The sequence below is a fragment of the Planctomycetota bacterium genome (genome assembly GCA_018242585.1).
Classification (GTDB): domain Bacteria; phylum Planctomycetota; class Planctomycetia; order Pirellulales; family PNKZ01; genus JAFEBQ01.
On record JAFEBQ010000012.1, the window covers coordinates 65,158 to 87,509 of the forward strand.

The 22,352-nt window shown below is 62.4% G+C and carries 18 protein-coding genes; 9 read left to right on the forward strand and 9 right to left on the reverse strand.

Annotation, left to right across the window (positions count from 1 at the left end):
• Position 1 precedes the first annotated feature (1 nt).
• A complete protein-coding gene (locus JSS27_06450) occupies positions 2-919 on the reverse strand; it encodes a hypothetical protein (GenBank protein ID MBS0208579.1) in 918 nt (305 codons plus the stop codon).
• Between the two features lie 241 nt (positions 920-1,160).
• On the opposite strand from JSS27_06450, the gene JSS27_06455 reads away from it, so the two are divergent.
• Positions 1,161-2,642: a sulfatase-like hydrolase/transferase gene (locus JSS27_06455; GenBank protein ID MBS0208580.1), complete on the forward strand. Its 1,482-nt coding sequence runs from the start codon at positions 1,161-1,163 to the stop codon at positions 2,640-2,642.
• Between the two features lie 270 nt (positions 2,643-2,912).
• On the forward strand, positions 2,913-4,262 hold the full coding sequence (locus JSS27_06460; GenBank protein ID MBS0208581.1) for an efflux RND transporter periplasmic adaptor subunit: 1,350 nt from the start codon (positions 2,913-2,915) through the stop codon (positions 4,260-4,262).
• Between the two features lie 49 nt (positions 4,263-4,311).
• On the opposite strand, the gene JSS27_06465 is transcribed toward JSS27_06460, so the two are convergent.
• Both JSS27_06465 and JSS27_06470 read right to left on the reverse strand, forming a co-directional pair.
• Entirely contained in the window at positions 4,312-5,712 is a 1,401-nt protein-coding gene (locus JSS27_06465) for a TolC family protein (protein ID MBS0208582.1), read from the reverse strand.
• Between the two features lie 201 nt (positions 5,713-5,913).
• On the reverse strand, positions 5,914-6,468 hold the full coding sequence (locus JSS27_06470) for a hypothetical protein (protein MBS0208583.1): 555 nt from the start codon (positions 6,466-6,468) through the stop codon (positions 5,914-5,916).
• A gap of 264 nt (positions 6,469-6,732) precedes the next feature.
• Between JSS27_06470 and JSS27_06475 the strand changes: the two genes are divergently transcribed.
• Positions 6,733-7,083 (forward strand): aspartate 1-decarboxylase, encoded by a 351-nt coding sequence (locus JSS27_06475; GenBank protein ID MBS0208584.1) that lies wholly within the window; start codon positions 6,733-6,735, stop codon positions 7,081-7,083.
• A 69-nt stretch (positions 7,084-7,152) separates the two neighbouring features.
• On the opposite strand, the gene queF is transcribed toward JSS27_06475, so the two are convergent.
• Entirely contained in the window at positions 7,153-7,515 is a 363-nt protein-coding gene (queF, locus tag JSS27_06480; GenBank protein MBS0208585.1) for an NADPH-dependent 7-cyano-7-deazaguanine reductase QueF, read from the reverse strand.
• Positions 7,516-7,609: 94 nt separating this feature from the next.
• Here queF and queC point away from each other — a divergent pair, with 94 nt between their 5' ends.
• On the forward strand, positions 7,610-8,296 hold the full coding sequence (gene queC, locus JSS27_06485; GenBank protein MBS0208586.1) for a 7-cyano-7-deazaguanine synthase QueC: 687 nt from the start codon (positions 7,610-7,612) through the stop codon (positions 8,294-8,296).
• Positions 8,293-8,979 (forward strand): 7-carboxy-7-deazaguanine synthase QueE, encoded by a 687-nt coding sequence (locus JSS27_06490; protein ID MBS0208587.1) that lies wholly within the window; start codon positions 8,293-8,295, stop codon positions 8,977-8,979. The genes queC and JSS27_06490 overlap by 4 nt, the downstream gene beginning before the upstream one ends.
• A 171-nt stretch (positions 8,980-9,150) precedes the next feature.
• Here JSS27_06490 and JSS27_06495 read toward each other — a convergent pair whose 3' ends face one another.
• The 3 genes from JSS27_06495 to JSS27_06505 all read right to left on the reverse strand — a co-directional run bounded on the left by JSS27_06495 (position 9,151) and on the right by JSS27_06505 (position 13,704).
• A complete protein-coding gene (locus JSS27_06495; GenBank protein MBS0208588.1) occupies positions 9,151-9,705 on the reverse strand; it encodes a hypothetical protein in 555 nt (184 codons plus the stop codon).
• Between the two features lie 76 nt (positions 9,706-9,781).
• Positions 9,782-11,608, reverse strand: a complete 1,827-nt coding sequence (locus JSS27_06500; GenBank protein ID MBS0208589.1) for a polyprenyl synthetase family protein — start codon at positions 11,606-11,608, stop codon at positions 9,782-9,784.
• Between the two features lie 161 nt (positions 11,609-11,769).
• Positions 11,770-13,704 carry a squalene--hopene cyclase gene (locus JSS27_06505; protein ID MBS0208590.1) on the reverse strand — a complete coding sequence of 645 codons (1,935 nt, stop codon included), beginning with the start codon at positions 13,702-13,704 and terminating at the stop codon, positions 11,770-11,772.
• 419 nt (positions 13,705-14,123) lie between these two features.
• On the opposite strand from JSS27_06505, the gene JSS27_06510 reads away from it, so the two are divergent.
• Positions 14,124-15,521, forward strand: coding sequence for an amidohydrolase family protein (locus tag JSS27_06510; GenBank protein MBS0208591.1), 1,398 nt, complete (start codon positions 14,124-14,126; stop codon positions 15,519-15,521).
• 168 nt (positions 15,522-15,689) lie between these two features.
• Here the strand turns inward: JSS27_06510 and JSS27_06515 are convergent, their stop codons facing one another.
• Positions 15,690-16,163 carry a TIGR03067 domain-containing protein gene (locus tag JSS27_06515; GenBank protein MBS0208592.1) on the reverse strand — a complete coding sequence of 158 codons (474 nt, stop codon included), beginning with the start codon at positions 16,161-16,163 and terminating at the stop codon, positions 15,690-15,692.
• 202 nt (positions 16,164-16,365) lie between these two features.
• On the opposite strand from JSS27_06515, the gene JSS27_06520 reads away from it, so the two are divergent.
• Positions 16,366-16,680: a helix-turn-helix transcriptional regulator gene (locus JSS27_06520; protein ID MBS0208593.1), complete on the forward strand. Its 315-nt coding sequence runs from the start codon at positions 16,366-16,368 to the stop codon at positions 16,678-16,680.
• Between the two features lie 7 nt (positions 16,681-16,687).
• Here JSS27_06520 and JSS27_06525 read toward each other — a convergent pair whose 3' ends face one another.
• The gene (locus JSS27_06525; GenBank protein ID MBS0208594.1) at positions 16,688-18,175 is read right to left on the reverse strand and encodes a sulfatase; all 1,488 of its coding nucleotides are present in this window, start codon (positions 18,173-18,175) and stop codon (positions 16,688-16,690) included.
• Between the two features lie 617 nt (positions 18,176-18,792).
• On the opposite strand from JSS27_06525, the gene JSS27_06530 reads away from it, so the two are divergent.
• The gene (locus tag JSS27_06530) at positions 18,793-20,811 is read left to right on the forward strand and encodes an HlyD family efflux transporter periplasmic adaptor subunit (protein MBS0208595.1); all 2,019 of its coding nucleotides are present in this window, start codon (positions 18,793-18,795) and stop codon (positions 20,809-20,811) included.
• A gap of 179 nt (positions 20,812-20,990) precedes the next feature.
• Positions 20,991-22,292 (forward strand): ABC transporter permease, encoded by a 1,302-nt coding sequence (locus tag JSS27_06535; GenBank protein MBS0208596.1) that lies wholly within the window; start codon positions 20,991-20,993, stop codon positions 22,290-22,292.
• Positions 22,293-22,352 lie beyond the last annotated feature (60 nt).

Sequence of the window (22,352 nt, forward strand, 5' to 3'; positions counted from 1 at the left end):
CTCAACTCCCTTTCACACCACTTAACGGGTGTTCGATCACTGCCTGCCACGCCAGCTCTTGAAGCACGCGGTTCAGCGCCTCGGCCGTCTTAGCGTCGTCGACTCCCTTCAGCGCCGGTGGCACAGGCAGGCCGACCGGACTACGGCCGTAAATCTGCGAAAAGTAGACGTACGCCACCAGCACCTGCAACGGCGGCTTGGCGTGGCCGATCGCGTCGGTGAACAGGTCGAGTTGATCCTTTAACCCCGGCGCTTTGCCATCGGCAATCGCTTTGCGCAGCAGGAGCACCGCCTGACCCGCCGGGGCGACATACACGGCCGGCTTCCCTTCGTACTTCTTGTTCAGCATCGTCACGTGTTCGTCGATGTCGTGGAAGTACCGGTCATGCTCGGCTTGCAGCTTGGCCAGGTCGAACTGGGTGCGATCCGGAGGGGTCGGCTTCTCCTGCTTGAAGTTCACGTAGTAATCGAACGGTAGCCAGAACTCCTGGACCAACACGCGGATGTTGGGGCTCTTCTCCGAGGCCAGCTTGACGAAGTTCTCGATCCCATCGTCGGGGAGATAGAGCGCCGCGATTGTCAACACGTCCAGGTTGCCCGAGTTCAATGTCGCCTTGGACTTGAACTTGTCGTCATCGACGTTCCAGTGCTGGTGGACAAACGAGCCACCGATCGACGAGACGCCGACCTGTTGATGCTCGGCAATGCCAGCCGACTTGGCGATTTGCGACAAGATGCCGGGCATGAAGACGTGAAAGCTGTGCCCGATTGAATAGACACGCTTCGCCTGGGCCGGCGCACTGGCGGCGTCGTTTGGCGAGTCAGCCGCGCGGACCTGGAATGCGCCGTGCGTTGCGTAGGCCAGCGCGGTGCAAAGGCCAGTAATCAACAGCAAAATGGTGCGACGGCGCGTGCGCATGGGAGTTACCTCAACAAGGCGGGAAGTGAAGGGGCGGAGCCGGCTCGTCGGGCGGCGTCATCATCTTTAGCCTCCGCCCGGGGCGCGTCCAGCTTTTTCTTGCCCAGCACCAGCTTTTTCCAAGTGCCACCGCATGCCCGCGAAACAGGTTGCACGTCGCGACAATGGTGAGGATATTCAACGAATGGAGCTTCGTCCCCCCTGCACCCTAGCCCCCCTGCACCCCTGCCAAAGAATCGCCATGCCGCGACGTTTCGTGATGCACCGATGGTTTGCGTTGTTGCTTGCCGCCATCAGCGCCCGAGGTGCCATTGCGGCCGAGGCGGCGCCCGAGCGGCTGAACGTCGTGCTGATCTTGTTGGACAATTGCGGCCAGGAATGGCTCGGCTGCTACGGCAGCGACGAAGGACGCACACCGTTCATCGACCGACTGGCCAGTCGCGGCACGCGCTTCGAGCATTGTTACACCTTCCCGGTCTGTGGACCGAGCCGGATTCAGTTGCTGACCGGGCGCTATCCGCTGCGGACAGGATTCGTCATGCATCACGACGCGGCGCTTTACGGCGGCGGCGGACTCGATCCACGGCGCGAAGTCATCTGGCCGCGATTGTTCCACGACGCCGGCTACGTGACGGGTATTGCGGGCAAGTGGCAGGTGAACAATATGTATGACGAGCCGGACATTCTGAAGCAGCACGGCTTTGACGAGTCGCTCGTCTGGCCCGGCAGCATCGACCGGGACCGGATTAGCCCTGGGGATCGACGTCGGTACGATGCGGCCATCGCGGCCCGGGACGCGGCGACACTGACCGATCTGAATCGCTTCATCGAATCGCGCTATTGGGATCCCGTGATTATTCACAACGGCCAGCGCGAAGTCCGGCGAGGCCAGTTCGGTCCCGACGTGTTCCAGGAGTACGCGCTCGGTTTTCTCGAACGTCACCGTGACGAGTCCTTCCTGCTCTACTATCCAATGGTCCTGACTCATGGGCAGAGCTTTACTGAGCACGTTGTGGCGACGCCGCCCAATCGAACGTCGGGCCGGCCCGAGCACGAGATGTACGGCGAAATGGTGCAATATGCCGATCAGCTAGTACATCAGGTCGAAGAGAAGCTTGAAGCACTGAAGATTCGCCAGCGGACGATTCTGGTCGTGGCCACCGACAATGGCAGCGAGTCCAGCCTGGTGGCGCGGCGAAACGGGCGCTCGGCGCGTGGTGGGCTGTACCAACTGACCGAAGCGGGTGGGGACGTGGCCCTGATTGTCAGCGACCCGCGTAACCAATCGGCGTCGACCAGCCCGCTGGCCGATTTCACCGATGTGCTTCCCACGCTGTGCGACCTGGCCGGCGTGCCGGTTCCCAAGAGTCTGGCCCTCGACGGCGTTTCACACGCGGCGACCGTGCGCGGTACATCGCCCAAACTCGCGGCTCGCGATTGGATATTGAACCAGTACAACATCCGGCGGGTGGTGCGAGACCGTCGTTATAAGCTCTATTCCACGGGGGAATTCTTCGATGTGGAAGGCGACCGGGACGAGCGGCAGAATCTGGCCGAGGACACGCGTCCCGAGATCGTCGCGGCCCGCCAACGATTGGAAAAGGTGCTGGCTTCATTGCCCGTCGATATGCCACCGCCGATTGAATTGCGCAGCCTGTCGGCCTTCAAGCTCGGCGATGCCGTGGCCCGGCCGGCCGTGCGATCGGGCACGCCACAACATTAAGAAATGGCAAGTAACTGCTCCATCGTTGCAACCGTTGCGACCGGCTGATCTGGCTCGAACAATTCCGGGTGGCATCGTATATTAAGGTAGCTGCTAGGGGCTGCGCGCCCGAGACGTGATTTGGGAGCGTCCTCCCTGTCAGCGGCGCGGCGATTCGCTCTGGCCCACTACCTGATTCGCTTTCCAGCCCAGGACTCCATGACGGGACATCACCCACAATCAGGTGCGCCACCGGCTTCGTCCTCGTGGCGTCGCGCCGGATGGTTGATCATGGTCGTTGCGCTGGGAGGAGCGGGCTGGTTCGGTTATTCGAGGCTCGGCCACCAGCGACCGGCGGGCAAGGCGGACAGCATTTCGACCCACTTGATGGAGTTGGTTGACGGAGATCACAACTCGGTCGACGTGCCGGCCGACGTGGCCGAGATTATGCAACTGAAGACGGCACCGGTCACGTCGGCGCCGCCGCGAGCGCCGCTGGTGATGGCGGGTTCGTTGATCCTGGACGCCGATCGGATGATTAACATCCACTCGCGCTTCCCGGGCGAAGTGGTGGGCATCGGCTCGGTAGCCGACCTGCGCCCATCGCCTGTCAAGGAACAATCGGGCAACCGACCGTTGCAGTTCGGCGACCATATCGAGAAGGGACAGTTGCTGGCCATTGTCTGGTGCCGCGACGTGGGGGAAAAGAAGAGCGACCTGGTCGACGCCCTCACCCGACTGGCACAGAGCGAACTGACGCTGACGCGGCTCAAGGGACTGGAGCGAGGGACCGTCGCCGAGTTGACTGTTCGCGAGGCGCAGCGGGCCCACGAAGCCGACGTGATCCTCGTCGAGCGGCTCGAACGGACCTTGCGTTCGTGGCGACTGGCTGACGAAGAACTGGCCGAAGTCCACGCCGAAGCCGATCGGATCAAGTCCGGCAAGCGCGAGGCGGAAGCCGACTTGGAAAAGAAGTGGGGCGAAATCGAAATTCGCGCGCCGTTCGCCGGGACGATTCTGGAAAAGAACGTCGTGGTTGGCGACATCATCGAGTCAAGCTCCGACCTGTTCAAGATCGCCGACCTGAGCCGGCTGGGGGCGATGGCCAATGTCTATGAAGAAGACCTGGCCGATCTCCACAGCCTGAAGCCCTCGGAGCGGACCTGGGGGATTCAAGTTCCGGCCACGCCCGAAGAGCCGCTGATCCACGGCGAGTTCAACGTGATCGGCAAGGTGATCGACGTGACCCAGCACTCGGGCAAGGTGCTCGGCTGGGTCGATAACCGCGGCGGCCGGCTGTACGTCGGCCAGTTCATCACCGCGATTGTCAAGCTGCCGCCCTCGCCGCGCGAAGTCGCCATCCCCGAGTCGGCGATTCTGGAGGACACGCCGCTAAGCCTGGTGTTTGTCGCCGATCCAACGCACAAGCATCGCTTTACCGCTCGCCGTGTGGTGCTGGTTCGTCATCACAGGGGAATGGCGGTCGTGGCGGCCATCCCCAACGCGCAGCAGGAGGCGCAAGGCGCCGAGCCGCTGCAAGCGGGCGAGACCGTGCTATCGTCCGGCGCGCTGGAAATGAATTCCCAACTGCAAGACCTGCGCAATCGCCTCGCGCCAGCCCACTCGGCGGCGCGGCACTAGCAGCATGCGTTTGACGTTGCACATGGTCGGGCGTCAGCCCTTGCCGCTTTTACGGAAACGTGTCGAGTTGCAACAACCCGGCCAATTTCGCGGCCGCGGTCAGCCGGGTCTGCTGGGCCTGAATGTAATCCAGATTCGCTTCGAACAGCGAGCGCTGGGCCTGTAGCACGCGCAAGATGTCGAATAGCCCCTGCTCATAGCCGCGTTGAATCAATTCCAGCGCTCGGGTGGCGTCGGGGATCAGGCCTTCCTCGTAATTACGCACTACGTTGGCGGCCGCTCGGTAGTCGCTTTCGGCGTCGGCCAATTGGCGAAACAGATCGAGTCGCGTCACCCCCAGTTGAGCTGACGATTCGCGAATCTGGGCATTGGCCGCGCGAATGTTCCCCTGATTGCGGTTGAAGATCGGCACGTCCATGTACAAGCCGATCGTCGCCTGAGAGGGATTGTCGCCAATCAGGTATTGGTAACCCCCTTGCGCGATTAAGTCGGGAATCGAGTCGGCGCGCGCCCGGCCCAATAGGAACCGCACCCGATTGATATCGACTTCGGCGCGGCGGACCTGAGAGTTGTTGTCGACCATTTCCGGCGCCAAGGGTGCGTCGTCCAGCAACGGCACGCGCGCCTTCAGATCGCCGGTGACTTGCCCGATGGGGTAGTTGGCAATACCCAGCAACGTGGCCAGTTGCCGGCGATAGCCAATGATCTGTTGCTGCTCGCTGCGCAAATTCGACTCGGCGCGGCGGCGCTCAATACGGGTCAACAGCAAATCGCTCTCGCTTACCCGGCCGGCGCGGAGCAAGTCGGAACTGATTGTCTCGGAGTGCTGCAAAATCGTGACCAGCCGCTCGAGCGTGGCGATTCTTTCTTGCGTCGCCAGGACGATGACGAACTGATTGCGGACGTCGGTCAAGACGTTGAACCGGGTAGTGATGATATCGAGTTCCGCTTGTCGCAGCGCCTCGCGCGCCGCGCTTTGGCTCAGCCGCAACTTGCCGCCGCGGACCACGGTTTGGGTCAGACCGACGTTGTAGACCGAGTTGAGCCCGCCCAGGATGAACTGCGGGTTGCCGTTGTCGAGGCGTGGGTTGGGATAGAGCCCGGCTTGCACCACCTGGCCGTAGGCTTGCTCGACGTTAGCCTGGGCCACGATCAGGTTCGGATGGTTGGCCAGCGCGAGCCCCGAGCATTGGCCGAGTGTCAACGGCGCGATCGCCTGTAGCGCTGGGGGCAGCATTTCGGCGCCGGGGACCGCGGCCGGCGGCATGGCAACTGGCGGAATGGCACTCGGCGGCGCTTGAACTTGCGATGGTTGTGCGATAGGGGGAGCGGCCTGCTGGGCCACTACACGCAAGGTTGGCCCCAGCGGTGGGTTTGGCGGTCCCTGTCCCTGGGCAACAGCCACCAGCCCGAGGATCATCGCGGAGAGTAGGCCGAGCCAAGGTCGCATAACGCATAAGCTGTAACAAGGATGCGGGCACTTGCGCGCTGGCGCGCCTTCATCGTGTGTCGGCACCGGCAAGGCCGCTAGCTTAGTTATGTCCGTTATCTGCGCTTGGGTCGACGCAACCGAAAAGGTTTAACGCGCCAGGTAACGGAAAAGTGAAACTCGGCCCGGCCCCTTGAAGACTGCTGGCACTTACGAGGGGTGCTACGACTGCCTCGACGCCTGTTGCAACTTCAACTCGTCGGCCAGCGTTTTCGCCTGCCGGTCGAGCCACCAGCCGATGCGTCCCGCGCTGGGGAACTTCAGAATCATCACGACCAGCGCCATGCCCACCGCGACGAGCGCGACCGGATGACGTTCCGTCTGGTAGGCCATGCAGCCGAAGAAGGCGGTGCCTTCGATCATCGCCAGCTCAATGATCAAGGTCGTCTGGCGAACCGCCATCAGCTTGTCGACGAGTGTCAGCGGCTGGTCGGGCTGCGACTCAGAACTTGGCTTCCAGGTGCCGGCGATGATCTGTTGCCGCGCGGCATTGGTTAAAATGCGCGAGACGATCAGCGACATCGGAACCGCCACCGCGACCAGACCCATCGCCAGCGTGCTGAAAGTCATAGGACGCACTTCGCCAAGCGCCGGCGGTTGCGTGGCTGACATGACGACAAATCCCAAAAACGTCGAGATGCCAATCACCAACGCCAGCCAGATGATCTGCAGCACGCGCAATGGCTGAGGGGGCACGATCGGACTGGCACCACTCATGGATCAACTCTAGCGATGGGGCGTCGAATGTTCAGGCCACGATTGTTCACGCCATTTGCAAGCCTGGCGCTGATATTTAATCGCACTCGCCCCAGGGCCGCAAGCAGTTGCTAACTTGCGGCGCTGACGAGTGATAGGCGATGCTTTCAGTCGTAGCCCAAGCAGGCAATGCCCTTTCCGGCGGCCAAGGCCGCTTCTACAATGGGACGTGGGCCGAGCGTGCCGAGCTAGACGGCAGTTTCACTGGGACCGCGGATCGAGACCATGCTGCGTCGGATGTTCAAAAGCAAGATTCACCGGGCCACGGTGACCGATGCCAACCTCGACTACGAGGGGAGCATCACCATCGACCCGCTGCTGATGGAGGCGGCCGACATCCTGCCCGGCGAGCAGGTCCACGTCTGGAACGTGACGCGCGGCAGCCGGTTGACGACCTATGCCATTGTGGCCGAGCGCGGCACCGGGACGGTCTGCGTGAATGGCGCGGGAGCCCATCTGGTCAGCCGCGGCGATCTGGTGATCGTGGCGACGTTTGTCGATCTCAACGATCAAGAAGCCCGGGCGTTCAAGCCGCGGATCATCCTGGTTGACGAAAAGAATCGGCTGCGCTCGTAGCGTTTCTAACCCTTTGCCATGTGGCAAAGCGAGCCGTTAGCGTCCGCCCCCCGGTCTCATCGCTAATGGCTAACCGCTAGTCGCCTTGTGTTCCACGCTTACCGTGGTCGAAATACCACCGCGAGGGGTGAACGCCGCTCGCAGCTCCATCCAGCGGGGTTGGCTGACGGCGACCAGGTCGTCGAGAATCCGGTTCGTGACGTGCTCGTAGAAGATGCCTTCGTTGCGAAACTGCTGCAAGTACAGCTTCAGGCTCTTCAACTCGATGCACTTCTCGGCCGGCGTGTAGGTGATGGTCAGCACGCCAAAGTCAGGCTGCCCGGTCTTGGGGCAGACGCTCGTGAACTCCGGGCAGACGATCTCGATTTTATAGTCGCGCCCGGGGAACTGATTGGCGAAGATTTCAAGGGTATCGCGAAAGCTGGCAGACATGTCGGCTCCTTTAATTCGAGCGCCTATTGTGCCATGATGGTGGATTGGGAAACAGGGGCCGAAGTTCAATCAGGTCGTGCAAAGTTCAACTGCGATGAGCGAGCGGGCGGTCGTACTACTGTCGGGCGGGCTCGACTCCGCCACGGTGGCGGCCTTGGTGCGAAGCCAGGGCTGTCAGTGGCATGCGCTGTCGGTCGACTATGGCCAGCGGCATCGCTGGGAGCTTGACGCCGCGCGACGCGTGGCCGTGGCGATGAATGCCACGGAACATCGGATCGCCCACGTCGATCTGGGCCAATTCGGCGGCAGCGCCCTGACCGCCGATATCGCCGTGCCCAAGGATCGAGACGAGCGGACGATGTCGGCCGGGATTCCGGTGACCTATGTACCGGCGCGGAATACGGTCTTCTTGTCCCTGGCGCTGGGCTTTGCCGAAGTGGTGGGGGCGGCCGACATTTTCGTCGGCGTGAATGCCGTCGATTACAGCGGCTATCCCGATTGCCGGCCGGCGTTCATCGAAGCTTTCGAGCGCTTGGCCAACCTGGCCACCAAGACGGCCGTCGAGGGTACGATGAAGTTCACGCTGCACGCGCCGCTGATCTCGATGACCAAGGCCGAGATTATTCGCACGGGCACGAAACTGGGCGTCGACTATCGCCTGACCCACAGTTGTTACGACCCGCTGTCGGATGGCCGCCCGTGCCGGCGCTGCGACGCTTGCCGCCTGCGCGAGCGGGGCTTTGAAGAAGCGGGGCTCGTCGACCCGCTGGTCGGTACATGAAAATCGCCGAACATTACTTGTCGATCCAAGGAGAAGGGGCGCTGACCGGCGTCGAGAGCGTCTTCGTGCGCACCAGCGGTTGCAATCTGCGATGCTGGTTCTGTGATACGCCGTTTACCTCGTGGCATCCCGAGGGGGACGACCTGGCGATCGATGAAATCCTCGCGCGCATCGAGCGGCACGATTGCCCGCACGTGGTCATCACCGGCGGCGAGCCGATGTTGCACGCCGAGCTAGTGCCGCTGACCGAACGACTGCACGCGCTGGGCAAGCACATTACGATCGAGACGGCCGGCACGCTTTATTTGCCGGTGCGATGCGATCTGATGTCGATTAGCCCCAAGCTGTCGAACTCGGCGCCGCCGCGCAGCGAGGATCCGCGTTGGCACGCCCGGCACGAGCGCACGCGCAACGCGCCCGACGTGATTGCCCACCTGGTGGCCGAGTACGACTATCAGGTGAAGTTCGTCGTCGACACGCCGGCCGATTGCGACGAGGTCGAAGGTTATCTCGCCAAGATGCGGTGCATCGAGCGCGACCGGGTCTGGCTGATGCCGCAAGGCATCCAGCCCGAGGCGCTGGTTAAGCAAGGGGAATGGCTGCGGCCCCATTGCAAGCAGGCGGGGCTGCATTTCTGTGCCCGGCGACACATCGAGTGGTTTGGGCTTGTCCGGGGCACCTGAGGCTTATTTGCCGCGGAGGCACTGAGTCACGGAGGACAGCACGGAGGAATTGCGAGAGAATACTCAGCGATGCGGGGGAATGCAGAAATAATTGATTTGCCGTCAACAAATCTTATTTTCTCCGTGTTAACCTCCGTGTCTCTGCGTCCCCGTGGCTAAGCATTTCCTGAGCTAGAAAACATCCAGCGGCGTCACGATCTCAAGCAACTCGATTGCGTGTTCGCCGTTGCATTCGATGATGGCCGTCCGGCCATAGGTGACCAGCGGCTGGTCGATGCCGAATATCGCGGTCAACGCTCGGCCGGGAATCACGCGCCACAGCCCGACCAGCCGCACCCGGCGGTGGACGTTGTGGTTGATCAGAATTCGACCCAGCGGCGTGCTTTCCGCGCGAATCTCGCGCTGCACTTCGTCGGACATGTAGGCAAAGTTGATTCGCACGATGCCGAACTGCACGATCCGGCCGTCGCTTTGCCTGGCCAGGCTGATCAATCGCGAATAATGCGTCGGCGTTTCCCGCTTGGCCAGCACGCGGACGTCGACCGGCGAATGATGATGCTCCTCGACGCTGACGGTCATGTGCGAAGTGTGAGCCAAAAGCTGACGATACGTGTCGGGCATCGACTGGAGCGACACCTCGTCGAACGTGGCCAGTTCGTCCGCCTGGGGATAGAACAGCCCGACGAGCGTATCGAGATCGACGTTCGCGGGTCGGTTCGTGGGCATAACGTGCCAGGGCAATGACAGTCGGTGGGACGCGCGAACATTATTCTAGCGGCGGCCATCCGCCGCGTGTCGCGGGTTACGAATGGTGGGGGGCAACCCCGATCGGCACCACGGCGGGTTCCTCGGCGTCGGTGGGGCGCTCGAGGACAGTGTCGATGAGGTAATACAGTAATCGGCGAAGTTCGTCGTTGCCCACTTCATCGGCGACTTTTTCGGCCCGCTCATGGTATTTGTCGACCAGCCGCTGGGCCTGCTCGAACACGCCGGCTCGCTCGTACAGCCGGCGGACCTTCTCGATCGAATCGGCATTGCACACTCCGGCGCGAACCACCTCCTGCAACTCGGCGCGGTCGGCGTCGTCCAGCCCCTCGAGCGCCAACGCCCACAAAACCGTCGGCCGATCGCCGAACACGTCGCCACCAGCCAGCAGCTTGTTGTGGTTATCCGGTCGCCAGTCGTTCAGGTCGTTCAGAATCTGGAAGGCAATGCCGATGTTCTTGGCGAACGAGTTCACGAACGTGTTCTGTTTGTCGACCGGCCCCGCCAGGCGCAGACCCGAGTACAACGCTGCCTCGAACGCCGGCGCGGTCTTCAGGGCGTAAATCTTCAAGGCGTCGAGCGGCGCGAGCTTCTTATGCAGCGAATCGCGCCACAATAGCTCGGCGCCTTGCCCTTCGGACAGTTTCATGTGCGCGTCGGCCAACCGGTCGATGATGTCGGCGGCCATGTCGGGCCCCAGCGTGCCAGCATCGCGGCTGACCAGTCGATAGCCCAGGCCGATCATGTAGTCGCCGACGTTGATCGCCGTGGGAATGCCGAACTTGCGGTGGACCGTCGTCTCGCCATAGCGGAACTGGTCGTCGTCTTCGATATCGTCGTGGACGAGCGACGCTTTGTGGAACGTCTCGATCGACAAGGCGGCGCGCTTAACGGCGTCGGGCAGGCCTGCCAGATACTCACTCCCGTCGGCGTCGCCACCGCGGCCGCCGGTCATGGCGTCATACGCAGCCAGCGTGATGAACGGACGCGAGTGCTTGCCACCCTTGGCCAGAAAGTCGTACGCGATCGCTTCGGTGCCGGCCACCGGATCGGCGCCGGCAATTCCCTGGCCGTTCAGCTCGGCCAGTCGTGGTCCACCGCGCAATCGCGGGGCCAGTCGTTCCAACTCGTCGGGCTCGAACATGCCCGCCGCGGCGCGCATCAGATGAACGTAGGTCTTGGTCTGGTGCGTCGGCTTCGATTGGGTCGACGTAATCACCTCCAGCACGCGATCCTCATCGACGCTGGTGTTACGACAGTCGCTCGACAGCAGCGGCACCGCCATGCACGGGATGCCGGCCAGCAGAATCTTGTCGATCGCCTTTTCCAGCACGTTCAGGCAGGCCACGCCGACAATCGCGTCGACATAGCCGCTGACAATGATCTTTAACACGATCGGCGACCCCTCGGCCACCAGCACCTTGTAGCCCAGATCCTCGGCCTTGGTCCGGAAGTCGGCAATCGTGCAAGCGCCACAGCGGCGACAGTCGAGCCCGAATTCGTCGTACTCGGCGGGGCAGCCTTCGGCGTGCTTCAAGCAATGAGGCAGCAGCAACAGCCGGCGATTGAACGGCACGGCGGCCACTTGTGATCGCCAAAAGGCCGACGCCAGCGCAACCATCGTCCAGCCGACGTAACCTTCGGCCAAACCTGCGTCAGCCAGCAAGCCCCGGGCCACGGCTTCGAGTTGGTCCTTGTTCAGCGGCCGCGTCTTGTCGAGCTTGTCGGCCACCGCGTCACAGCGGGCCTGCAGTGCATCGCGCGCCTCGCGAGTCTCGGGGACCAGCTTCAGGTGGCTGGTATTGCGGCGACGGGGTCGGCGAGTTTCGGCCGATAACGCGGGGTCTTGGCCATCTCCATTCAGCGGCGGATCGAGCGGGGCGGTGGCCAAAGTAGCAGACCCTTGTTCGGCTTCGATTTTGTTTTGATTGCAGGGCGGGCGGCGCGCAACCCCAGCGCCGCTGGCGTGCCAGCCGCGGCCTCTCGGCGGCCGGACCCGTCGCGGCGGGCCGCTTGCCAAGCGACCTAACTGCGATGGCCGTCACCGGTTACGGGCGGTTTTCGTTCCCAAGCTTCGATCGCCTGCCCCAGGGCGGCGACCGTGAAGATTATGGGATACAGACGCTCATAATACCACAGCTTGGCAAAGTATAAACCGATAGGAGCGGGCTGTTGATAACTGCCGTTTTCCACACGTTCGACCAGCCAGTTAAGTCCCTTGAGCCACGCAGGTTGCACCATTGGGTCGCCGGCCACGGCCGCGAGGGCTTCGATGGCGAGGGCGGTTTCCTCGACAGAGGAAGAGGGGCTAGGGGCTAGGGGCTGGGGACTAGGGGTGGATGCGGCTTGCGCCGCAGCAGAAAAGGAGGGGGACGGGGGATCGTTCGACTGTTTAGCCGCAGGGCCAGAGGCCCGCGCGCCCTCGGCTTCCGCAGCCACTTTCTCGTTCATCGTTTCTCGTTCATCGTTTCCCGCCGCTCCCCAGCCGCCGTCGGCGTTCTGGCGCGAGACGAGATAGCGCAGCCCGCGCCGGGCCGGCTCGCTGCTGAGCAAATTCAAGTCGCGATACGCCAGCAGCACCCGTGCCGTGCCGTACACCGGGTTTTCTTCCCCCGGCTCGAACTGATTGCCGAACCAGAGCGGCACCCAGGCCCCATCGGCGCGCTGAGTCCGCGCGAGATATTTGAGTGCGCGTTGAACCCCGTTGCCAGACTCTGGCCGACCGCTCAGCGATCGAATTGCGTGCGCCGTCAGATCGGTGCCGCTCCGATCAAATGGCAACTTCCCCCAGCCACGGCAAAAGGTCGGCGTGCCTCCATCACCGTTTTGCAATCCAAGCAACCAATGCCTACCCAAGCCGTCGGCTCTGCCGACATTCCTCGTTGTCTTCGCCGCCTCGTCCCAGTGGCGCAGCGCCAGCAACGCCCCAGGCGTGTCGTCGGCGTCGGGGACCGCGCCGCTCAGGTCGCTCCAGCCCCAGCCGCCTGGTTCTGCGCCAGTGAACGGATGCCGCTCGGTGTGCTGACAATCGAGCAGCCAGGCGAGTAGTTCCGGCGTCAGGTGTGACCGGTCGCCGCGCGTGCCGATCGCGTTGATCGACAGCGACGTCACCCAGGTGGCCAGGTTCGAATCGATCGGCCAACTGCCGTCCTCGCGGGCCGAATCGACCAGGAACCGCGCCCCGTTCTCGGCCACGGCGTGATCGGCCCGGCCAATGCTGGCCAGGCTCATCACCACGAAACTCGTCAGTGGTGTCGCTTCCAGGTAGCCGCCGCTGGCCGGCTGCATCCGCCGCAGCACGTGCAAGCTCCGTTCGACCGACGCTCGGCGAATCGCCCGCACCAGCGGATTCCGCGGCGGCCGGTGAAAGAACCGCGCCTGGCCAATCGCCACCAAGGCCGGAATCGCGTAACTCACCACTGGCAATCGCGCCAGCCGATACCACGACTGGGGCAGACACGCCGCCTCGAACGGCAGCGGCGCGACCTGCTCCCACGGCACCAATCCGGCCAGCGCCGCGTTGGTCAAGATCGGCACCGAGAATGTCTTGTCCTTGCCATACCGCGCGGCCAGTCCCGCCAGCCCGCCGGCCCGCTCGACATAGCTACTCGCTCGATCGAGCATCGGCCGATGCTGGTCGGCCACCCCGGCCAGGTGAAACGCCGCCTCGACGAGCATGGTCGTGGCGATGTTCGACCGGCTCAGGTCGGTGTCCCCCCAACCCCCATCACGGTTCTGTTGGGCGACGATCCAAGCGAGCCCGCGCTCGACGAGCGCCGTCCAGCGGGCCGAGTCGCCGCCACGCGCGTGGCGACGCATTAAAGAAAGCGCGCTCACGGCCGTGGCCGTCGACAAGGCCGACGACGATAGCCGCCCTTCCCAATGGCCATCGGGCGTCCGCTCGGCCAGCAAATCGCGCCGCGCGGTATTGTAAGCTCGCTTTAACCGTTCTAAATCCATGAATCAATGCATGACGTGCCGAGAGAATGATTCATAAGAGTTTAACCACGACGACACGGCATGTGGGAATGACGTATGACGAAATCCGAATGACGAAGGAATTCGACCACGACGGCATGACTGGCACGACGTGGAAAAGAGTAAGAATGAGTGCGTTGCTACAAAGCGCGCGGGGTACGATTTCAATTCATCACGTCGCGTCGCGCAAACCCTTCTCCCACCGCAACATTATGCAACCGCTAGCAAGAGACGACGCGATGTAACAACTTGCGAACGCTAGCGGACGCCTACTGGAGACCTGCTAGCGGGACTAAGTCGTTTGCAATCGGTCAGGCTGATAGCTGTTGCATAATGTCGCACAAGGGGCGAGGGTTGACAGAGGCGGCCTCAATACCATCCCCAAAGTTTGGAGTAACACGATGCCACGCGCCGCGATTCGCTGTTGCCTTGTGATCCTCGCATGGGCGGTCGCCGGCTCCGCCCAGGCCGAGCCGACGCGGCAGACCGCGCTGTACCAGCGGATCAAGGCGCACCTGAACCAGGTTCGCGCGATCGACACGCACGATCATCTGTTCCCGTTCGACAAGCTGCCAGCCGCCGTCGATACCGAACAAGGCAAGCAAGTGAACCTGGCGGGCCTGTGGTTGAACAGCTACTTCCGCGTGATGAATCCGTTGCCTGTCTGGCAAACTGGCCAGCAGTTCGACGACTGGTGGCAACGCGCCCAGCCAAACTTCGACAACGCTCGCTCAATGAGCGTCTATCGCTATCTGCTCCCGGCGTTTCAGGACTTGTACGGCGTCGATTTCAACACGCTCACGCTGGAACATGCTCGCGCGTTGAACGAACAAGTAATTAAGAACTACAGGAACGAGGACTGGATCTATCACGTGGTAACCCAGCGGGCGAACATCGAAGTGATGTTCAACGATCAGAACTGGGCACGCTTTGAATTCAAAACTGATTACGACTTCACCGTGCAGGTGATGAATACAAACACCCTGATCGACGGGTTTCACCCCTCGGAGTTCAAGATTGCCACGAGCGACCCTTATGAGTTCGCCCGCCGTCAGCAATTGCCCCTCGAGACCTTGGACGACTACGTGCGCGTGATCGACCGGCTGGTCGCCGACGCCAAAGAGCGCGGGGTGATTTGCCTGAAATCGACGCTGGCGTACACGCGGACGTTGCACTACGAGGCGGCCACGCGCGAGCAGGCCCAAGCGGCCTTCGGCAAGCCGCGCGAGGAACTTTCGACCGCGCAGATCAAGACGTTCCAGGATTACATCATGGGCAAGCTGGCAAAGACTGCGGCCCGGCACAACTTGCCGTTTCAGTTTCACACCGGCTGGGGGCGCGTGCAGGGCTCGAATCCGCTGCTGCTGGTCGACCTGATCGAGTCGAATCCGAACACGAAGTTTCTGCTGTTTCACAGCGGCTACCCCTGGGTGGGCGAGTCGGCGGTGATTGCCGCGCGCCATCGGAACGTCTGGCTCGATTCGAACTGGCTGCCGACGTTGAACTACTCGATGGCCAAGCGCGCCTACCACGAGTGGCTCGACGGCGTGCCGTCGAACAAGATCATGTGGGGCGGCGACTGCAACAATGCTGAGGGGATTTACGGCGCGACCGAAACGACGCGCCGCTGCCTGGCCGAAGTGCTGGCCGAGAAAGTCGATCGAGGCGATCTGCTCGAAGCCCAGGCGCTGAAGATCGGCGAACAAATCCTGCGTGAGAACGCGCTGGCGCTGTTTCCGCAATTAAAAGCCCGCGTTAAGCCGCCGGCTTCAGAAGCAAATGACGCTCGCAAGCAGTGAACGGCCTGCGATGCGAGCGATGAACACCCCTCCCTTTCAGGGAGGGGGTAAGGGGGAGGGGCGACGCGTTGAGCGCCGAGCATGCTGCGTGACCGATCGATCGGCCGCGTCACTCGCCCCCGGTCATTGACCGGGGGCTAAAGGTTAGCACATCGTTCAACGCGCGCCCTATTCCTTCTTCTCGCGTTCAAACACCAGCGTGACGTAATCTTCCGAGTCCGAGTCCAGGTCGGCGGGCCGGCCCGTCTTGCTCTGATCCTTGCTGAAGCGGATCGTCAGCTTGTCCCCATCGATCTTGTACAGGCAGCTGATCGTCCCCAACTCTTGCGCGCCCGCCTTGATCGCCATGTCGAGCGTCTTGGGGGTGTACTTGGGCTCCATGGCGTACGAGCCCGCGATGTCCTGGGAGCCTTGCTCGAATTGCAGCGTCAGCTTCCAGCCTTCGCTGTCGAATGCCAGGACAAAAGCTTCGACGTCGTCCGACAGGTTCGGAATCAGCTTCATGGCGTCCTTGGGAAGCCGCCAGGTGCCGATGACCTGCTCCTCGTCAGACTTGTCGGCAGCCTTCTCGGCCGGCTCGGCCGCGAACGTCCAAGAAGCGATCAACGCACACGCCGCCACGAATGACAAGAACCGCGTCATAACCAACTCCCTTATTCGACAAGTCGCAATCGAAACAGGCACAACGTCGCCAGCCGGGCCTTTCACGCACCCGTCACGTTACGCCTTTTCGCCAAAAGGTGTCAAGCAAATCGCAGGTCTTCGATGGCCCCGATTCGACACGCAAATACATAGCGCATATGCTATAATAATCCGCCTGAACCAAGGAACTTCGAGAGATTCGATGCCAAGAAAGAACTTTCGCGAACTCAAAGACAAACTGCCGGTCGAAGTGCGCGCACGAGCCAAAGCGCGGGCCAAGGAAATGATCGCGGAAATGCTGCTGGCCGAGATTCGCCAGTCGGTAGGTCTTACCCAGGAGCAACTCGCCGCTGCGCTCGGTGTGGCGCAACCGACGTTGTCACGGTTGGAATCGCAGCACGACATCCAGGTCAGCACGCTGCGACGGTTGGTGAACGCTCTTGGCGGCACTTTGGAACTTGTCGCCCATTTGCCGGGCGGCACGATTCGAATCACGCAATTCGACGACGCGGCGTGATCTGTCTCTAATTTGTCAACTGCCCCGGCTTGCGTACGCCGTTGCCGATGCGTTTGGTCAGCGCGTCTCCCAAGTCTTCGCGTGCTTGCTCGGCCACGGCTAGCAATCGCTGGACGATGTCCGCGTGCTCGCTGGCCACGTTCTTCGTTTCGCCAAGGTCGTTTTCCAGGTCGTACAACTCGGGCGACTCGATCTTCACGTTCTGATAAACGGCCGGCGCGCCGTCGCGGCCCCCGGACTGGCCGGCCAGCGTGCGATAGACGTGAGGCAGTTGCAGCTTCCACCGGCCGTCGCCCGTGACGACCGCTTGCAGTTGATTCTGCTCGTAGTAGTACAGGTACGCCTCGTGCGGGTTCTTGGCCCCCGGCTCCCCAGCGATCAGCGGCCAGCAATCGAGCCCGTCAATCTTGTGCTGGGGCAAGGATAGCCCCAGTCGCGCCGCCACGGTCGGGAAGATATCGATCGTCATCAGCATGGCGTTGGAGGTCGTGCCGGCGGGAATCTGTCCGGGCCAGCGCATGATGCAGGGCACCCGCACGCCACCTTCCCAACTGGTCCCCTTCCCTTCGCGCAGCCGCCCCGCCGTGCCGGCATGATTGCCGTACGACAGCCACGGCCCATTATCGGTCGTGAAGATCACCCAGGTGTTCTCTTTCAGCCCCAGGCGATCGAGCGTTTGCATCACCTGCCCGACCGACCAATCGACTTCCTCGATCACGTCGCCATAGGCACCCTGTGCCGAGCGGCCGGTGAACTTGTCGCTAGTGTGCAGCGGCACGTGGGGCATGCTGTGGGCCAGGTAAAAGAAAAACGGCTCGGCGCGATGCCGTTCGATGAACGACACCGCCCGCTCGGTGTATTGCCGCGTCAATTGTCGTTGATCGTCGTGCGTGACGTTCGCGTTCACGATCTTTTCGTTTTCGATCATCGGCAGCGGCGGCTGCTTCTTGTTGCTCGGATGCTCAGGCCACATGTCGTTCGAATAGGGCAGACCGTAATACTCGTCGAACCCATGTCGCGTCGGCAGAAACTGCGGGTGATGTCCCAAGTGCCACTTGCCGGCAATGCCCGTCGCGTAGCCGCGCTGCTTCAGTAGCTGGGCCAGCGTCACTTCGCTGTCGGCGATGCCGTGTGTGTTGCGGGGGCCCAGCGCGCCGTGGATGCCGAGCCGATTCGGATAGCAACCGGTCAGCAGGGCCGTACGCGACGCCGAGCAAACCGCCTGGGCCACGTGAAAGTTGGTGAACTTACAACCACCGGCCGCCAGTTGATCGAGGTTCGGCGTCTTGAACCCCGTGGCCCCGAAACAGCCGACGTCCCCATACCCTTGATCGTCGGTGAAGACGATCACGATGTTCGGCGGGCGATCCGCCGGCGCGGCCCAGGCCAGCGCGCCGGGAAGCATCGCGGCGACGGCGACCGCGAGCGTCGCCAGGCGCAAACCAAACGAGAAACATTCCAGAGCGAAGGACTGGCGAGGTGAGCGAGCGAACATCGTGGCGTGACCTTTCCAACTCGACAGATTGGGCGAGAGATGGCTGGCGGATGTCGCTCAATATCATTCGCCGCCGAGCGAGGCACAACGATTTTTTCAGATCATGGCCGATGGTCCATGAATGTTTCGTCACGTTGCGCGCCAGCATCGATCGCGCAGTTCGACCCAATCCCCCACGTACCGCGTAAAAACCTGGGCGTGGACATCGGCGGTCTCGCTCGTTCCATCCCAAACCGCACGATGGCGAACCAACGATACGTCGTTGCCTGACTCTGACGTTGCCCTGAGCGGTTTTAGCGGTGCGCGTTGAAACTGCCGCGGTGGCGGATCCGGCCCTAATCTCCCGCCAATCCGTGGCTTCCGCCGAGCAAACTGGGGGCGAATCCTATTGCAGCCCTGCATGCGGCAGCGGAGAATAAATAACTAGCGATTTGCCCCACCTTACGTCCGATGTTTCTCCGCCGGCCGATTGATCACGCCTGGCGGAAGACGCTTCCGATACGCGCCTACCGGCTACCCTTGGGACGCCGCTCAAAACAATTCGCAGCAATGCACGCGCTTGAACGGAACCTGTGGCCCACGGCCGGGGTTTCATTCGGGCTGACCAAAGGATTTTCATGGCCACCACGCCCGACTCAATTCACGACATCGCGCAGCCGTGGGCCCCTCCGACCGCGCCCGCCGGACGCAAGAAGCCCAAGGCCCGCTCGGCCGCCTGGGTCTGGATGTTGCCCCTGGGGCTGGTGTTTGTCGGTGGCGTCGCCGCGGTGGCGGTCTACCTGCAATCGTCAGGCGCGAGCGTTGACGATCAACACATTATGACCCAAAAGGTCCAGCGGGGCGAGTTGATCGTCACCGTGATCGAAGACGGCAACCTGGAAAGCGCCGCCAACATCGACGTCAAATGCCATGTTCAGGGCGGCAGCACGATTTTGTGGATCGTCGCCGATGGTTCCGAGGCCAAGAAGGGTGATCTGCTGGTCAAGCTCGATAGCTCGCTGCTCGAAGAACAGATCAACCAGCAGCGGATTGTCTTTGAGCGCGCCAACGCCACGCGCATTCAGGCTGAAAAGGATTACAACGGCGCCTGTATTGCCGTCAAGGAATACCTGGAAGGGACGTACCGCAAGGATATGCAGTTGATCGAAGCGCAGATGAGCGTGGCGCTCGAAAACCTGCGCGGCGCCGAGAATACGCTGCAGCACACCTCGCGATTGGCCCGCAAAGGTTACGTCACGCCGTTGCAGTTGGACGCCCAGCGGTTTGCCGTCGAGAAATCCAAGCTCGACTTGCAGACGGCCGAACTGGCCAAGAACGTGCTTGAAAAGTTCACCAAGCCAAAGATGCAGGGTGATCTCGAAGCGTTGCGCGATACGACCGAAGCGCGCATGCGCAGCGAGCAGGCGGCCTGCGACCTGGAAGGTGTCCGGCTCAAGCGGTTGCAAACGGCCCTGGATAACTGCCAGATTGCCGCGCCGCAGGACGGCATGGTCGTCTACGCCAACGAATCCAGCAGCGGCTATCGCAGCAGCAGTTCGGGCGTGAAAATCGAAGAAGGTGCCAGCGTCCGCGATCAGCAGACGATTCTCCGCGTGCCCGACTTGTCCCAGATGCAATGCCGGGTACTGGTCCACGAATCGCGGATCGAAAGCATCACTCCCGGCATGCGCGCCCATCTAAAGATTCAAGACCGGGTGTTTCAGGGCGAGGTGATTTCCATCGCCAATCAGCCCGAGCCGACCAGTTTCATGTCGGCCAACGTCAAGGAATACGCCACCTATGTCCGCATCGAGGGGGAAACCAACGGCAAGCTGCGACCTGGCATGACGGCCGAGGTTGAAATTCTGATCGCGGACTTGAAAGACATCCTCACCGTGCCAGTCCAGTCAGTGGTCGAGAAGAATCGCACGTTCCATGCCTGGGTCCGCAAGCCCTCCGGCGCGATCGAGCGCCGACCGGTGATCGTCGGCGTGACCAATAACAAGATGATCGAAGTCAAAGACGGCCTCGTCGAAGCGGAAGACGTCGTGCTCAACCCGCGGGCCGTGATCGCCGACGCCCGCGAAGACGTGCTGAAGTCGGGCCAGGATGACGTCAAGAGCAAGTTCGGCCAATCGCAACGCAAGGATGACGGCGCCTCGAATGGCGGTGCGCCGCGCGGCGAAGGACCAGGGCCGGGCGCGAATCACGCCGCGGCCGGGGGCGCCGGTCGTAGTGGCGGCGGCGTGGATATCATGCGCGCCGACGCCAACGGCGACGGCAAAGTCAGCCTGGAAGAAGCTCCCGAACGGATGAAGGCATTCTTCGATACGATCGACTCGAATAAGGACGGTTTCATCGACGCTGGCGAAGCGGCCCGGGCCCGGGCCAATCGCGCCAAGCAAGGGGGCGCACAGGGGGGCTCTGGAGGGCAAGGCGATCCCGCTGGACAGGGTGGCCCGGGCGGTGGACAGGGACGTGGCCCCGGTGGCCAGGGCGGGCGTCCTGACTTCAGCTCCTTGGACTCGGTGCCCGCTACAACCAATCCGGCCGCAACCAAGCCGGCCACGGCCGAACCCGCCGTTACCGCCACGGCCAGCGCCCCGACGGTCCTGCCAGCGAACTCGCCCCCCCCGGCGGCAGCCGCGGGCCGCTGAGGCTCGCATCGGTTTGACGCCGGCCCGCGTCGGTTCATAGTAGAACGAGCAGCCGGCGCCCCGAACGGTTCGTAAGGGATCGGCCAGGCAACGACTCACTTTCTTACTTTCGCGACGTTCACGGTGCTCACTTGCTCGCTCGCCTGGTGCAGACATTCCGGCTGGGCCTGAAAAGCCTGATGCTGCACAAGCTGCGCTCGGGCTTGGCGGTGCTGGGGATTACCATCGGCGTCTGGGCGGTGATCTGGCTGGTGGCGATGGGCGAAGGGGTCAGCCAGCAGGCCCAGGACCGCATCAAGGAACTCGGCGCGCGGAACATCATCATCCGCAGCATCAAGCCCAGTGAAGTCTCCTCGGGTTCGACGTCGCGGTTTCAGCGCTATGGCCTGTTGCGCGAGGATTTCGAGCGTGTGCAGTCGACGCTGCACCCTTGGCTCGAGGACGCCGTGCCGCTGCGCGTCATGTCCCGCAACGCTCGGTATCAATCGGAAACAATGGACATCACCCTGGTCGGCTGTTCGCCCAAGTACTTCGAGATGAATCATCTCAAGATGTCCGCGGGGCGGTTTATCAGCGATCGCGATCTCGACCGGCGGGACAATGTTTGCGTGCTTGGAGCCAACATCGCTCACCACGAATCTGATGGCCAGGTCACGGGGCTGTTCCCCTACGAAGACCCGATCGGCCGCAGCGTTCAGGTCGACAAGGATTTCTACGTGATCATCGGCGTGGTCCAGGCCCGCGAGGCCACCGGTGCCATTGGTGGCAGCCTGTCGGGCGACGACTACAACAACAACGTCTACATTCCGATCAGCACGCTCCGCTCGCGAATCGGCGACCAGGTGATGACCGCGCGCTCGGGCAGCCTGGAAGGCGAAGTCGTCGAACTCAGCCAGATCACCGTCACGGTCCACGACATCAAGGACGTGAACACGGTGGCCGACAATATCCGCGCGCTGTTGAAGATGTATCACAAGACGGTCGACTACAGCATCGTGGTGCCGCAAGAGCTGCTGCGCGAGGCCGAACTGACGCGAATCACGTTCAACGTGCTGCTGGTGCTGATCGCCGGCATCTCGCTGTTCGTCGGCGGCATTGGCATTATGAACATCATGCTTGCCACGGTCACCGAGCGGACCCGCGAGATCGGCATCCGCCGGGCCTTGGGGGCCAAGCAACGCGACATCATCGAGCAATTCCTGACCGAGACCGTGGTGTTGACCGGCACGGGGGGCTTGCTGGGCGTGATGGTCGGCTTCCTGGTTTCGCCGGCCGTGAAATTCGCGCGGTTCCTGCTGGCGAACCTGTTTCCCGACGTGCTTACCGCGCTACCCGTGTTGCAGGGATTGCAGCCGTTGATTGCCTACTGGTCGGTGGCGGCGGCGTTTCTCATTTCGGTCGGCGTGGGGGTGATGTTCGGGCTGTATCCAGCTTATCGCGCCGCCTACATGGACCCGATCGAAGCCTTGCGGCACGAATAACCTGGGCCGCCCTTCAGTTATTCAGGCCGGTTCATGGCTCGCGTTGGATGGGTACGTTAC